Raw genomic sequence first — 14,697 nt, forward strand, 5'->3', positions numbered from 1 at the left:
AAGTTATCCGTACCGACTGACATCTCTGAAGTCGGGAGGGGCTCTGTGTCATTGATGTGACACTTACTGGGTGTCGAACCTGGCCATAGCGCCAGCAATCGCCGCGTAGATCAGGGCCACGGTGAGCACCAGCACAACAGACTGTCCGTCAGGAGGCAGCATCAGCGCGGCCACTGCGGCCGCGCCGACGAACGCGACGTTGAACAGCACGTCGTAAACGGAGAAGATCCGGCCACGGAAGCCGTCGTTCACCGAGGACTGCACGATCGTGTCGGTGGCGATCTTCGCGCCCTGGGTCGTCAGGCCCAGGACGAAGGCGGCGGCCATCATGGGGGCGGGTGCGAACGGAAGCACGAGCGCTGGTTCGAGGACTGCTGCCGCCCCCGCGCAGACGATGATCCACCCGGCGCGTCCCAGCCGCCCCGAGGCCCAGGGCGTGGCGACGGCGGCGGCGAAGAATCCGGCCCCCGAGATCGTCACGGCGAGGCCCAGCAAGGCAAGTCCGTCGGACTCCGTGGACGACCAGGAGTAGCGGCAGAGCATGAGGACCATGACGGTCAGCGCCCCGTAGCAGAACCGCATCAGTGTCATGGCGGCCATGGCGCGGGCGGCTGCGGGGCGCGCGGTCAGATGGCGTACGCCCGAGGCGAGCCCCTGTGCCGTGCCGGTGAGCGCCGTCCGTAGGCCAGGACGCACCAACTCCGCGTCCGGACCGAGCAGTTCCACGGACATGGGCAGGGACGCGAGCGCCGCGCACAGGTAGAGGGCCGCCCCGACGAGTACCACCAGGGCGTCGGAGTCCGAGATGAGCAGCCGCACGGCGAACGCGAGTCCGCCGCCCAGCGTGGCGGCGAGAGTGCCCGCGGTAGGCGAGACGGAGTTCGCCATCACCAGGCGCTCGGCGTCGACGAGGCGCGGCATGGCGGCGGAGAGCCCGGCGAGGATGAAGCGGTTGACGGCGGTGACGCACAGGGCGGAGGCGTAGAAGAGCCAGTCCGGCGCATTGCTGAGCATCAGGACGGCCGTCAAGGATGCCAGGACGGTCCGCAGGAGGTTGCCGTAGAGGAAGACCTGGCGGCGGCGCCAGCGGTCGAGGAGGACGCCCGCGAACGGGCCGACGACCGAGTACGGGAGAAGCAGTACGGCCATGGCCGAGGCGATGGCGCCGGCCGAAGCCTGTTTCTCCGGCGAGAACACCACGTAGGTGGCCAGCGCGACCTGGTAGACGCCGTCCGCGCCCTGGGAGAGCAGCCGCAGTGCCAACAGGCGCCGGAAGTCCCTCAAGCGCAGGAGTACGCGCAGGTCACGGACGACAGCCATGAGGCCAAGCCTCACATACGGGAAAGGTCCCCGGGCGCACGTGTGTGCATCCGGGGACCTCAACAGCCCACAAGGAGAGGCGCGTTACCGCTGCTACGCGCCGCACTGTGTGTGGTTAGCGCTCGACCTCGCCCTTGATGAACTTCTCGACGTTCGCGTAGGCCTCGTCGTCGAAGTACTGAACCGGCGGGGACTTCATGAAGTACGAGGACGCGGAGAGGATCGGGCCACCGATGCCGCGGTCCTTGGCGATCTTCGCGGCGCGCAGGGCGTCGATGATGACACCCGCGGAGTTCGGGGAGTCCCAGACCTCGAGCTTGTACTCCAGGTTCAGCGGAACGTCACCGAAGGCGCGGCCCTCGAGGCGGACGTAGGCCCACTTGCGGTCGTCGAGCCACTGGACGTAGTCCGACGGGCCGATGTGGACGTTCTTCTCGCCCAGGTCGCGGTCGGGGATCTGCGAGGTGACGGCCTGCGTCTTCGAGATCTTCTTGGACTCCAGGCGCTCGCGCTCGAGCATGTTCTTGAAGTCCATGTTGCCGCCGACGTTCAGCTGCATGGTGCGCTCGAGACGGACACCGCGGTCCTCGAACAGCTTCGCCATGACGCGGTGCGTGATGGTGGCGCCGACCTGGGACTTGATGTCGTCACCGACGATCGGCACGCCCGCCTCGGTGAACTTGTCCGCCCACTCCTTGGTGCCGGCGATGAAGACCGGAAGGGCGTTGACGAACGCGACCTTGGCGTCGATGGCGCACTGCGCGTAGAACTTCGCGGCGTCCTCGGAACCGACGGGCAGGTAGCAGATCAGAACGTCGACCTGCTTGTCCTTCAGGACCTGGACGACGTCGACCGGGGCCTCGGGGGACTCCTCGATGGTCTGGCGGTAGTACTTGCCCAGGCCGTCGTGGGTGTGGCCGCGCTGGACGGTCACGCCCGTGTTGGGCACGTCGCAGATCTTGATGGTGTTGTTCTCGCTGGCACCGATGGCGTCGGAGAGGTCGAGGCCGACCTTCTTCGCGTCGACGTCGAAGGCGGCGACGAACTCGATGTCGCGGACGTGGTAGTCGCCGAACTGGACGTGCATCAGGCCCGGGACCTTGGCGTCCGGGTCAGCGTCCTTGTAGTACTCGACGCCCTGGACCAGCGAGGCGGCGCAGTTGCCCACGCCGACGATGGCTACGCGAACCGAACCCATTCCGGTTGCTCCCTGTGTGTATCGGTGAAACCCCGAATGGGCCTCACGTGGCGGTGTCGTCGGACGGATCCGGCCGGGTGCTGTCCCGGTGCCGGGGCAGGCCGCCCGTCTCTCCAGATGTGTCCTGCTGAGCTGCGTCGGAGGGGTCGGACCGCCGCTGATCCCGCCCCGCCCGCTCGCTCTCGATGAGCTCGTTCAGCCAGCGCACTTCGCGCTCCACGGATTCCATTCCGTGCCGCTGGAGCTCAAGGGTGTAGTCGTCAAGGCGTTCCCGGGTGCGGGCGAAGGAGATGCGCATCTTTTCGAGGCGCTCCTCGAGCCGGCTGCGACGGCCTTCGAGCACGCGCATACGTACGTCACGCGAGGTCTGCCCGAAGAAGGCGAACCGCGCGGCGAAATGCTCGTCCTCGTATGCGTCCGGGCCGGTCTGCGAGAGCAGCTCCTCGAAGTGCTCCTTACCTTCTGCCGTCAACCGATAGACGATCTTGGCGCGACGCCCTGCGAGTGGTGCGGCGAGGGCGTCCTCGGGTGTGCTCCCCGTTTCCTCGATCAACCAGCCGCTTGCGACCAGCGTCTTGAGGCAGGGGTAGAGGGACCCGTAGCTGAAGGCGCGGAAGACCCCCAGCGATGTATTGAGTCGTTTCCGCAGCTCGTAGCCGTGCATCGGGGACTCGCGGAGCAGTCCGAGGACGGCGAACTCGAGGATGCCGGAACGTCGGCTCATCGTCGCCTCCTCCTCTGTCGCGGTCGGTGTCACGACCTCTTACGGACTCTTTATGCCGAGCTGATGTATCGACTCGATACATCACGACGATAGAACGACCCCACGGATGGGACAAGAGGGATCACGGTGAACGGCGTCACATCACCGATTCATACCAAGCGAGTTGCCTGATTTGGGGTGAACTTCACCCCTAGGTGGGTTTTGGCGGTGCGTAGTCTGTCCGCCATGCAGACCGCCGGGAACCAAGTGACGCCTGTGGGCGTCGTTGTCCCCGGTGCATTGCGGGTGAGTGCCAGAAGGGGCGCATCCGTATTTCGGGGGGACCGGAAACCAGCCGCCGTTTCCAGGCGCGCATGTCAGCGCCTGCCCGAGGAGTAGTCGTTCGATGAGCGAGCACCGTCGCAAACCGCCGCAGCCACAGGGCGGCGGACGTGCCGCGGCCCGTCGTGGCACGTCCGGCGCATCGCCGGGCCGTCGCGCGGCACCGCGTGACGCCACCGGATCACCTTCTGATGCATATGGAACGCCGGGGTCCACAGGATCGTCCGGCTCGACGGGCGACGACCGCCCGTACGGAGGCCGGGCGGAAGCGCGCCGGGCCGCGCAGCGCAGCGCCGGAGGGAGCCGCAGAAAGGCACCTGACGGCGGTGGTGGCCGCGGAGGCGGCGGCCGGCGCGGTGGAGGCGGCCCCGAGGGGTCGGACGGGCCAGGTCGCGGCAGGGGCCGCGGACCCTCCCGGCCGCCACAGAAAAAGAGGTTCATCGACTACCCGCGCTCCGACAAGTACGGGGTGCGCCGCTGGCTGCCGTCCTGGCGCCTGGTGACGGGTCTGTTCGTCGGCCTCTGCGCCAGCCTCATGGCCGCGGCGGGCATCGGGTACGCCATGGTGGATGTCCCTAAGACGGCGGACACGGCCAAGGCCCAGAACAACGTCTTCTACTGGTCCAACGGCAAGCAGATGGTCGCGACCGGTGGCGAGACCAACCGGCAGATCATCAAGTACGAAGAGATTCCCGAGGCCATGCGGTTCGCCGTCATGTCCGCCGAGAACAAGACGTTCGAGACGGACAAGGGCGTAGACCCCATGGGCATCGCCCGCGCGTTCGTCAACATGGCCAAGGGCGGTGCGACGCAGGGCGGCTCGACCATCACGCAGCAGTACGTGAAGAACGCGATGCTCGACGACCAGTCGCAGACGATCTCGCGCAAGGTCAAGGAGTTGTTCGTCTCTATAAAGGTGGGCCGTACGGAGCCCAAGGAGACGGTGATGGCCGGCTACCTGAACACCGCGTACTACGGACGCGGTGCCTACGGGATTCAGGCAGCCGCCCGGACGTATTTCAACCAGGACGCCTCGAACCTCAATGCGAGCCAGTGCGCCTTCCTGGCGTCGGTGCTCAAGGGCGCCACGTACTACGACCCCGCCGGTGCGCCGGAGATCGACCCGGTCCAGGCGACGCCTGCCAAGAACAAGGCCCGCGCGGAGAAGCGGTGGAGCTGGATCCTCGACGAAGAGGTCAAGGACAAGCGTCTGGACGCCACGGACCGGGCGAAGTTCAAAGCAGAAGGCTTCCCCACGCTGCAGAGCCCGCGGTCCAACCCCTCGTTGGGTGGCCAGACCGGCTATCTCGTGGACCTCGCCAAGGCCTACGTCATCAACAACAGCCACGGCAGGATCACCGCCCTCGACCTGCAGAAGGGCGGCTACGAGATCCACACCACCTTCGACAAGATGAAGGTGCACAAGCTCGAAGCGGCCGTGAAGAAGGTCCGCAAGGAGAACATCAACCAGAAGCTCCGCCCGAAGACGGACAAGTACGTCCAGTTCGGCGGCGCCTCGGTGAACCCCACGAGCGGCGCGATCGAGGCCATCTACGGCGGTGAGGACGCGACAAGGCACTACACGAACAACGCCGACCAGACCGGTGCGCAGGTCGGCTCGACCTTCAAGCCGTTCGTGCTGGCTGCCGCGATGAGGGACGGAATTCGCAATCCCAAGGGGCCCGAGGAACAAGGTGAGGGCGAGCGCACCCCGGTCTCCCCGAAGAGTCTCTACAGCGGCCAGAACAAGCTGAAGATCAAGAAGTACAACGGCGAGGTCTGGACGGACAAGGACGGCAAGGAGTGGCTCCAGACGAACGACGGCGGGGAGTCCTACAACCGGCCGACCTACCAGATCGACCTTCGTGAGGCGATGCGGGAGTCCGTCAACTCCGCCTATGTCCAGCTGGGCATGGACGTGGGTCTGGACAAGGTGAAGAAGGCCGCCAGCGACGCGGGCATCAAGGACACCAGCTTCGCGAGCGCCAACTACCCCTCCTTCTCCTTGGGCACCTCAGACCCGAGCGCGATCCGTATGGCCGGCGCCTACGGCACCTTCGCGGCCAGCGGGCAGCGGAACGATCCGTTCTCCGTGACGTCGGTCGACCACGAAGGCGATACGGTCTACCGGCACCCGAAGGCGCCGGTCAGGGCCTTCCAGCCGGACGTCGCGAACAACGTCACCGACGTCCTCAGGACCGTCGTCGACAAGGGAACGGGTACCAACGCGAAGCTGCCTGGCCGCCAGGTCGCGGGCAAGACCGGTACGACCGACGGCAACAAGTCCGCCTGGTTCGTGGGCTACACCCCGCAGCTGTCGACAGCCATCACGATGTACCGGATGGACGACAACGAGAACAGCAAGAAGCGCGAGTTCTTGGAGATGTACGGCACGGGTAACCAGGAGAAGATCCACGGAGCCTCGTTCCCGTCCGAGATCTGGCACGACTACATGATGGAGGCCCTCAAGGGTGAGCCCTCCATGTCGTTCCCCACTCCCGAGCCCATCGGTTCGATCGTCGGCGCCACCCCGAGCCCGAGCATCACTCCCTCGGCGACTCCTTCTCCCTCGGATTCGGCAACGGTGGAACCGTCGCCCAGTCAGTCCTCCCCCGGCCCGTCGCCGTCGACCAGCGAGTCCTGCAGCAGCTGGTCGTGGAACTGCAACAACAACGGCGGAACGTCGAACGGTGGCACCGGTGGGACACCCACGGGCGGCACAGACGGTGGCGTGACCAGCTCGCCGTCGGACCCAGGGGGAGGCAACGGCGGCAACAACGGAAATGGCAACGGAGGCATCTTCGGAGGGCCGGCGGGCTAGCCGGAGCTGATCCCACGCCGCCTGTTTCACGTGAAACGCTGCGTGTTCCACGTGAAACAGTGAGTGAACAGCGCCAAGCGAGGGCCGCCGCACCGATCGGGTGCGGCGGCCCTCGCCCCGTTCTCAGGCGCGTACGGCAGGATGTGCGGCATGCCCAGTGCAGAGACGACGCGCACGCATGTGCAACAGCCGGACCCGGTACGGCCGACCAAGGAGGACGAGGTCGCCGCAGCGGGGAGCGAACTGATCGGTGGACCGATCGGACGATGGGCGCTGCTCGGGAGCTCCTGGTGGACCCCCGTACGCGTCATCGCGCTGGTGATGATCGGCATGTTCGCGCTGGGCATGGTGCAGAAATTCCCCTGCTACGACGGCGGGTGGTTCTTCGGCGCCAGTTCGCAGTACACGCACGCCTGTTACTCGGACATCCCGCACCTCTATCAGGGGCGGGGCTTCGCCGACGGCCTGGTGCCCTACTTCGACAAGCTGCCCGGCGACATGGACTACCTCGAGTACCCGGTGCTGACCGGCGTGTTCATGGAGGTCGCGTCCTGGCTGACCCTGGGCGGCGGCTCCATCCAGCACCTGGAGAAGGTCTACTGGATGGTCAACGCCGGGATGCTGATGATCTGCGCGGTGGCGATCGCCATCTGCGTGACCCGCACCCACCGGCGACGGCCCTGGGACGGCCTCCTGGTCGCCCTCGCGCCCGCGTTCGCGCTGACCTCCACCATCAACTGGGATCTGCTCGCCGTGGCCCTCACGGCGGCCGCGATGCTCATGTGGTCGCGGGGCCGGTCGGTCGCCTTCGGCGTCCTGCTGGGCCTGGCCACGGCCGCGAAGTTCTATCCGTTCCTGGTGCTCGGCCCGCTGCTGTTGCTGTGCTGGCGCGCCGGACGCTGGCGGGACTTCGGGAAGGCCCTGGCCGGCTCGGTGGGCGCGTGGCTCGTCGTGAACCTGCCGGTGATGCTGCTCGCCCCCGAGGGCTGGTCGAAGTTCTACCGCTTCAGCCAGGAGCGCGGCGTCGACTTCGGGTCCATCTGGCTGATCATCCAGCAGCGGTGGGACGCGCAGATCAGCCCCGACGACGCCAACACCTACGCGCTGGTGCTGATGGTCCTGGCCTGCCTGGGCATCACCGCACTCGCCCTCACCGCGCCACGCCGGCCCCGCCTCGCGCAGCTCGCCTTCCTGGTCATCGCCGCGTTCATCCTCACCAACAAGGTCTACTCACCGCAGTACGTCCTGTGGCTGATCCCCTTCGCGGCCCTCGCCAGGCCACGCTGGCGGGACTTCCTGATCTGGCAGGCGTGCGAGGTCGCGTACTTCCTCGGGATCTGGATGTACCTCGCGTACACCACGAGCGGTGACAAGCACCGGGGGCTGCCCACGGACGGCTACCACCTCGTCATTCTCATCCACCTGCTGGGCACGCTCTATCTGTGCGCGGTGATCGTCCGCGACATCCTGATGCCGGAACGGGACGTGGTCAGACGCTCAGGGGAAGACGATCCGTCGGGCGGCGTCCTGGACGGAGCGCCGGACGTGTTCGTGCTCGGATACGCCGCCCATCCCCCACGGCACGCGGTACACAACGAGGAGCGGCCACAAGTGAGTTGGGGCTGGGGTAAGGACGAGGGGCGTTCGCTCTGAGCGAACGCACGAAAAGGGCCGGACACCGTGATGGTGTCCGGCCCTTCCGTTTGTCCGAAGGACTCGGGGTGTACTAAGCCTCGGTCAGCGGTCGAGGATCCGGTCGAATTGCGTGGTGGTGTGCCGCAGATGGGCCACCAGCTCCTCGCCCACCCGGGGCTCGGGGGCGTCGGACGGTACGAAGAGGATCGAGACCTGCATGTGCGGGGGCTCCGCGAACCAGCGCTGCTTGCCGCCCCAGACGAACGGCGACAGGTTCCGGTTGACGGTCGCGAGGCCCGCGCGGGCCACACCCTTGGCGCGCGGCATGACGCCGTGCAGCGCCTTGGGGGCCTCCAGGCCCACGCCGTGCGACGTACCGCCGGCGACGACCACGAGCCAGCCGTCCGAGGCGACCTTCTGCTGGCGGTAACCGAAGCGGTCGCCCTTGGCTACGCGGGTGACGTCCAGGATCGCGCCGCGGTACTCGGTCGCCTCGTGGTCGCCCAGCCAGAGCCTCGTACCGATGCGCGCCCGGAACCGGGTCTGCGGGAACTGCTGCTGAAGGCGGGCGAGTTCCTGGGCCTTGAGGTGGCTGACGAACATCGTGTGCAGCGGCAGCCTGGCCGCGCGCAGACGGTCCATCCAACCGATGACCTCCTCGACGGCGTCGGAGCCGTCGGTGCGGTCCAGGGGCAGGTGGATCGCGAAGCCCTCGAGCCGGACGTCCTCTATGGCGGAGTGGAGCTGGGGCAATTCCTGCTCGCTCACGCCGTGCCGCTTCATCGAGGACATCACCTCGACGACGACGCGAGCGCCGACGAGGCCGTGCACGCCGTCGACGGAGGAGACGGAGCGGATCACACGGTCGGGCAGCGGCACGGGCTCCTCGCCCCGCCGGAACGGGGTCAGGACCAGCAGGTCACCGCTGAACCAGTCCTTGATCCGGGCGGCTTCGTAGGTCGTGCCTACGGCGAGGACGTCCGAGCCGAAGCGGGTGGCCTCGTCCGCGAGCCGTTCGTGGCCGAAGCCGTAGCCGTTGCCCTTGCAGACCGGGACGATCCCCGGAAACTGCTCGAGCACGTGCTTGTGGTGTGCCCGCCAGCGCGCGGTGTCGACGTAGAGCGTGAGCGCCATGGCCGGTCCCGGAACCTTTCTCGTGGCTGCGGTGTATCAGAGGTATGAAGAAGCTTTTGAGCTACGTGAATTGTGCAGGGTCCGCCCGGGCCGTGTGGACCAGGCGGACGGGGCGGGGCTCAGCGTCTCGACATGTACATGTCGAGAGCCTTGTGCAGCAGCTTGTTGAGCGGGAAGTCCCACTCGCCGAGGTACTCGGCAGCCTGCCCACCGGTGCCCACCTTGAACTGGATCAGACCGAAGAGGTGGTCCGACTCGTCGAGCGAGTCGCTGATGCCGCGCAGGTCGTAGGCCGTCGCGCCGAGCGCGTAGGCGTCGCGGAGCATCCGCCACTGCATCGCGTTCGAGGGCCTGACCTCACGGCCGATGTTGTCGGAGGCTCCGTAGGAGTACCAGACGTGCCCCCCGACGACGAGCATCGTCGCCGCCGACAGGTTCACCCCGTCGTGGCGGGCGAAGTACAGCCGCATGCGGTTGGGGTCCTCGCTGTTGAGGGCCGTCCACATGCGCTGGAAGTACGACAGCGGGCGGGGCCGGAAGTGGTCGCGCACAGCCGTGATCTCGTAGAGGCGCTGCCACTCGGCGAGGTCCTGGTAGCCGCCCTGGACGACCTCGACGCCGGCCTTCTCGGCCTTCTTGATGTTGCGGCGCCAGAGCTGGTTGAAGGCCTTGTGCACGTCCTCGAGGGAGCGGTTGGCCAACGGCACCTGGAAGACGTAGCGGGGCTGGACGTCGCCGAAGCCGGCGCCGCCGTCCTCGCCCTGCTGCCAGCCCATGCGGCGGAGCTTGTCGGCGACCTCGAAGGCGCGCGGCTCGATGAAGTCGGCCTCGATGTCGCGCAGGCGCTTGACGTCCGGGTCCTGGATGCCCTTCTTGATCGACGTGGCCTCCCAGCGTCGGATGATCACCGGCGGGCCCATCTTCACGGAGAAGGCGCCCTGCTGCTTGAGGTGCGCCAGCATCGGACGCATCCAGTCGTCGAGGTTCGGAGCGAACCAGTTGATGACCGGGCCCTCGGGCAGGTAGGCGAGATAGCGCTTGATCTTGGGCAGCTGCCGGTACAGGACCAGGCCCGCGCCGACCATCTCGCCGGTCCGCTCGTCGAACCATCCCAGGCTCTCGGAGCGCCACTCCGCCTTCACATCAGCCCATGCCGGGACCTGCATGTGGCTAGCCGAGGGCAGGCTCTGGATGTATGCCAGATGCTGCTCTCGGCTGATGGTCCTCAGGGTCAGGCTCATTCGGGGCGCTCCTCGGGCTGGTGTGTCCCCATGGGTACAAGGGCTCCGGCTCTCGCGCCGAAGCCTACTGCGCCCTGGGAGCGCCCCGAATGGGCCTATGGAAGCTGCGCGGGCCGTCAGCCGATGACACCGCCGAACAGGCCACCGTGGGCCATGCCGATGAAGAGGCCGATGGCCGAGGCGCCGAGGCCCAGGATGAGACCGAAGCGCTCGCGCGTCGTCACCGAGATGAACTGGCCGTACGCGCCGGTCAGGACGCCGATCAGCCCTGCCCAGGAGCTGACCAGGTGGAGGCTGCTGAAGAGCGAAGAGATGATGGCGATCGCCCCGAGAATCATCGCCACCGCGACAAGCGAGTCCTGGAGGGGATGGGGCTTCCCGTCCGTGGCGAAGAGAGATGTCGTGGTGTTGGGTCGCACTGCCTGTGCCATGTGGCACCTCCTGCGGAAGGCGGCGCATCGTAGCGCCATACACACCCGATGTGTACAGATTGTGCCCTCTCGCGGTCGGATTTCAACCGGAAGCCGTGGTGCAGGTAGTCTGTACCGTCTGCACCGGTGTCTGCTCATGCCCTGACCAGGGTGCCCCGCCAGCGGGGGCCCGATTGTCAGTGGTCGCCGATACCGTTGCGTACGCATCACGACCCTCCTGCCACGGAACGACCGTGGCCGCTGAGTCCAAAGGAGGTGGGTTCCACATGCGTCACTACGAAGTGATGGTCATCCTCGACCCCGATCTCGAGGAGCGCGCTGTCTCCCCGCTGATCGAGAACTTCCTTTCTGTTGTCCGTGAGGCCAACGGAAAGGTTGAGAAGGTCGACACCTGGGGCCGTCGTCGTCTCTCGTACGAGATCAAGAAGAAGCCCGAGGGCATCTACTCGGTCATCGACCTGCAGGCCGAGCCTGCGGTCGTCAAGGAGCTCGACCGCCAGATGAACCTGAACGAGTCGGTCCTCCGGACCAAGGTCCTCCGTCCCGAGACCCACTGAGCTTCCTAGCTCAGCGGCACTCGGGTTTCGAGTAGCAGCAAGCAGCCAGCAGCAAACCCGCCGAGAGGTTCCCCCATGGCAGGCGAGACCGTCATCACGGTCGTCGGCAATCTTGTCGACGACCCCGAGCTGCGCTTCACCCCTTCCGGTGCGGCGGTCGCGAAGTTCCGTGTCGCGTCCACTCCCCGCACCTTCGACCGTCAGACGAACGAGTGGAAGGACGGCGAGAGCCTGTTCCTGACCTGCTCGGTCTGGCGTCAGGCGGCGGAGAACGTCGCGGAGTCGCTCCAGCGAGGCATGCGCGTCATCGTGCAGGGCCGGCTGAAGCAGCGGTCCTACGAGGACCGTGAGGGCGTCAAGCGCACGGTCTACGAGCTGGACGTCGAGGAAGTCGGCGCCAGCCTGAAGAACGCCACGGCCAAGGTCACCAAGACCACCGGTCGCGGTGGCCAGGGCGGATACGGCGGCGGCGGTGGCGGCGGCCAGCAGGGTGGCGGCAACTGGGGCGGTGGCTCCGGTGGCGGTCAGCAGCAGGGCGGCGGCGGTGCTCCCGCCGACGATCCCTGGGCGACCGGTGCGCCGGCCGGCGGCGGCCAGCAGGGCGGCGGAGGCGGCTGGGGCGGAAGCTCCGGCGGGTCCTCCTCCGGCGGCGGCTACTCGGACGAGCCCCCCTTCTAGGCCTCAGGGCCAAGGGGTGGGCCGTACCCACACTTCTTGATCACACAGGAGAAACACCATGGCGAAGCCGCCTGTGCGCAAGCCTAAGAAGAAGGTCTGCGCTTTCTGCAAGGACAAGGTCACGTACGTGGACTACAAGGACACGAACATGCTGCGGAAGTTCATTTCCGACCGCGGCAAGATCCGTGCCCGCCGCGTGACCGGCAACTGCACGCAGCACCAGCGTGACGTCGCCACGGCCGTGAAGAACAGCCGTGAGATGGCGCTGCTGCCCTACACGTCCACCGCGCGATAAGGAAAGGGTGACCGACTAATGAAGATCATCCTGACCCACGAGGTCTCTGGCCTCGGCACCGCCGGCGACGTCGTCGACGTCAAGGACGGGTACGCCCGCAACTACCTGGTCCCGCGTGGTTTCGCGATCCGCTGGACCAAGGGTGGCGAGCAGGACGTGGCGCAGATCCGCCGCGCCCGCAAGATCCACGAGATCGCGACCATCGAGCAGGCCAACGAGATCAAGGCCCGCCTCGAGGGCGTCAAGGTCCGCCTGGCCGTCCGCTCCGGCGACGCCGGTCGTCTCTTCGGTTCCGTCACCCAGGCTGACGTCGCTTCGGCGATCGAGACCGCTGGTGGCCCGAAGGTCGACAAGCGCCGCGTCGAGCTGGGCTCGCCGATCAAGACGCTGGGCGCCCACGAGGCGACCGTGCGTCTGCACCCCGAGGTTGCCGCCAAGGTCAGCGTCGAGGTCGTCTCCGCCTAAGCACTGCGCTTGGCAGAGCTGAAGCAAACGTTGGGCCGCACCCCTCGGGGTGCGGCCCAACGCGTTTCACGGTCACCGTTTCACGTGAAACCGGGTCAGCGCGTGGCGCCTGTGACAATCCAGCGGCCGGAGCGCGAGCGCAGCCACAGTGTCAGCATGCGCACGGTCATCATCAAAGTCATCGCGCCCCACAGGGCAGTGAGCCCACCTCCGAAAACCGGCACCAGCAGGGCGACCGGCGTGAAGGCCGCCAGGGTCGCGAGCATCGCCCAGGCGAGATAGGGACCGTCTCCCGCCCCCATGAGGACTCCGTCGAGAACGAAGACGATGCCGCAGATGGGCTGAGAGAGCGCGACCATCAGGAGAGCGGGCAGCGCCACGTCCTGGACGGCCTGATCATTCGTGAACAGCGGAATGAAGAGCGGTCGCGAGACGATCACCAGGAGTCCGAGGACGACCCCTGCGGCGATGCCCCACTGCACCATGCGGCGACAGGCATCCCGTGCGCCCTGGGCATCGTCCGCTCCGAGGTAGCGCCCGATGATGGCCTGTCCGGCGATGGCGATGGCGTCCAGCGCGAAGGCCATCAGGCTCCACAGGGAGATGATGATCTGGTGCGCGGCGATGTCCGCGTCTCCGAGCCGGGCTGCGATCGCGGTGGCGATCATGAGGATCGCGCGCAGCGAGAGGGTGCGGACGAGCAGCGGGGCGCCTGCCTGGGCACAGGCTCGTATTCCGGCTGCGTCGGGACGCAGGGAAGCGCCGTGACGACGGGCCCCACGTACGACGACGACGAGATAGACGCCGGCCATGGCGAGCTGGGCGATGACGGTGCCCCAGGCGGATCCTGCGATGCCCAGGCCGGCGCCGTAGACGAGCCCTGCGTTGAGCGCGCCGTTGGCGACGAAGCCTCCGATTGCGACATAGAGAGGGGTCTTGGTGTCCTGGAGGCCGCGGAGAACTCCTGTGGCGGCGAGGACGACAAGCATCGCGGGTATGCCGAGCGAGGAGATCCGCAGATAGGTGATCGCATAGGGCGCCGCGGTGTGCGAGGCACCGAACAGCTCGACGAGCGCGGGGGCGGTGGGCAGGACGATGGCGATGACCGCGGCGCCGAGCAGCAGGGCGAGCCAGATCCCGTCCATGCCCTGACGGATCGCGGACTGGAGATCTCCGGCGCCGACGCGGCGGGCCACCGCGGCCGTGGTCGCGTAGGCCAGGAAGACGAAGACGCTGACGGCGGTCATCAGGAGGGACGAGGCGACAGCGAGACCAGCCAGTTGGGCGGTGCCCAGATGGCCGACGATGGCGCTGTCGGCCATCACGAAAAGAGGCTCGGCGACGAGCGCGCCGAAGGCGGGGACGGCCAGCGCGACGATCTCGCGGTCATGCCGCCGCCGGGCGGCCTTGGACGCCGCGGGAGCCTGTGTCATGAGCACCAATGTAATCTTCCACAGGTAAGAGATGCAACCTACTTTGAGTCCTTACTTTGCTGCCTCTCGAGCGCTGCGTCACGCACCGTTTACAGGGATCTTGAGCCGACCGGGAAAGTATTTTTTCTGCACAGCCGGTGGACGGGAAAGCTGCAGGTCAGACACGTTTCTGCGCGTCTCCTGAGGGCTTGTTCACAGGGCTGTCCACCGTGTCGTGCACAGGTTTTGCGGAGTTCTCCACAGCGAGAGGCTCTTCATCCACACCGCCTGTGGATAACCAGATTGGCTGAAGGTGCCGAGGGGCCTACCGTGGTGCGGCGCCCGCCACGATTTCAGGCCTCGGAAACGTCATGAACCGTCGCGTCAGAACCGGAGTCGGGTCCCCATATTTGTCAGTGCCGTGCCGTAAGAAAGAGGGCACGGCGAGGTCCGCCCGGCGGACTG

General features: G+C 67.0%; 13 protein-coding genes. 6 read left to right on the plus strand and 7 right to left on the minus strand.

Annotated elements, in window-relative coordinates:
- Positions 1–63: 63 nt before the first annotated feature.
- The 3 genes from OG758_RS25550 to OG758_RS25560 form a co-directional block, all read right to left on the minus strand.
- Positions 64–1,320 carry an MFS transporter gene (locus OG758_RS25550; protein WP_326712106.1) on the minus strand — a complete coding sequence of 419 codons (1,257 nt, stop codon included), beginning with the start codon at positions 1,318–1,320 and terminating at the stop codon, positions 64–66.
- 115 nt (positions 1,321–1,435) lie between these two features.
- Positions 1,436–2,518 carry an inositol-3-phosphate synthase gene (locus OG758_RS25555; RefSeq protein WP_326712107.1) on the minus strand — a complete coding sequence of 361 codons (1,083 nt, stop codon included), beginning with the start codon at positions 2,516–2,518 and terminating at the stop codon, positions 1,436–1,438.
- A 43-nt stretch (positions 2,519–2,561) separates the two neighbouring features.
- Positions 2,562–3,242 carry a PadR family transcriptional regulator gene (locus tag OG758_RS25560; protein ID WP_326712108.1) on the minus strand — a complete coding sequence of 227 codons (681 nt, stop codon included), beginning with the start codon at positions 3,240–3,242 and terminating at the stop codon, positions 2,562–2,564.
- 385 nt (positions 3,243–3,627) lie between these two features.
- On the opposite strand from OG758_RS25560, the gene OG758_RS25565 reads away from it, so the two are divergent.
- Positions 3,628–6,384, plus strand: a complete 2,757-nt coding sequence (locus OG758_RS25565; protein ID WP_326712109.1) for a transglycosylase domain-containing protein — start codon at positions 3,628–3,630, stop codon at positions 6,382–6,384.
- 150 nt (positions 6,385–6,534) lie between these two features.
- Positions 6,535–8,037: a glycosyltransferase family 87 protein gene (locus OG758_RS25570; protein ID WP_326712110.1), complete on the plus strand. Its 1,503-nt coding sequence runs from the start codon at positions 6,535–6,537 to the stop codon at positions 8,035–8,037.
- 84 nt (positions 8,038–8,121) lie between these two features.
- Here the strand turns inward: OG758_RS25570 and OG758_RS25575 are convergent, their stop codons facing one another.
- The 3 genes from OG758_RS25575 to OG758_RS25585 form a co-directional block, all read right to left on the minus strand.
- The gene (locus tag OG758_RS25575) at positions 8,122–9,153 is read right to left on the minus strand and encodes an alanine racemase (protein ID WP_266672322.1); all 1,032 of its coding nucleotides are present in this window, start codon (positions 9,151–9,153) and stop codon (positions 8,122–8,124) included.
- A gap of 119 nt (positions 9,154–9,272) precedes the next feature.
- A complete protein-coding gene (gene femX / locus OG758_RS25580; protein ID WP_266562331.1) occupies positions 9,273–10,394 on the minus strand; it encodes a peptidoglycan bridge formation glycyltransferase FemX in 1,122 nt (373 codons plus the stop codon).
- Between the two features lie 116 nt (positions 10,395–10,510).
- On the minus strand, positions 10,511–10,825 hold the full coding sequence (locus tag OG758_RS25585; RefSeq protein WP_326712111.1) for a hypothetical protein: 315 nt from the start codon (positions 10,823–10,825) through the stop codon (positions 10,511–10,513).
- A gap of 266 nt (positions 10,826–11,091) precedes the next feature.
- Between OG758_RS25585 and rpsF the strand changes: the two genes are divergently transcribed.
- From rpsF to rplI, 4 genes are all read left to right on the plus strand, one after another.
- On the plus strand, positions 11,092–11,382 hold the full coding sequence (gene rpsF, locus OG758_RS25590) for a 30S ribosomal protein S6 (RefSeq protein ID WP_052578287.1): 291 nt from the start codon (positions 11,092–11,094) through the stop codon (positions 11,380–11,382).
- 75 nt (positions 11,383–11,457) lie between these two features.
- Positions 11,458–12,060 (plus strand): single-stranded DNA-binding protein, encoded by a 603-nt coding sequence (locus tag OG758_RS25595; RefSeq protein ID WP_326712112.1) that lies wholly within the window; start codon positions 11,458–11,460, stop codon positions 12,058–12,060.
- A 58-nt stretch (positions 12,061–12,118) separates the two neighbouring features.
- On the plus strand, positions 12,119–12,355 hold the full coding sequence (rpsR, locus tag OG758_RS25600) for a 30S ribosomal protein S18 (RefSeq protein WP_003949403.1): 237 nt from the start codon (positions 12,119–12,121) through the stop codon (positions 12,353–12,355).
- An 18-nt stretch (positions 12,356–12,373) separates the two neighbouring features.
- Positions 12,374–12,820 (plus strand): 50S ribosomal protein L9, encoded by a 447-nt coding sequence (rplI, locus tag OG758_RS25605; protein ID WP_116512098.1) that lies wholly within the window; start codon positions 12,374–12,376, stop codon positions 12,818–12,820.
- Between the two features lie 95 nt (positions 12,821–12,915).
- Here the strand turns inward: rplI and OG758_RS25610 are convergent, their stop codons facing one another.
- The gene (locus OG758_RS25610) at positions 12,916–14,253 is read right to left on the minus strand and encodes an MATE family efflux transporter (protein WP_326712113.1); all 1,338 of its coding nucleotides are present in this window, start codon (positions 14,251–14,253) and stop codon (positions 12,916–12,918) included.
- Positions 14,254–14,697 lie beyond the last annotated feature (444 nt).

Source organism: Streptomyces sp. NBC_01474 (genome assembly GCF_035918215.1).
In the GTDB taxonomy this organism is placed as follows: Bacteria; Actinomycetota; Actinomycetes; order Streptomycetales; family Streptomycetaceae; genus Streptomyces; species Streptomyces aureus.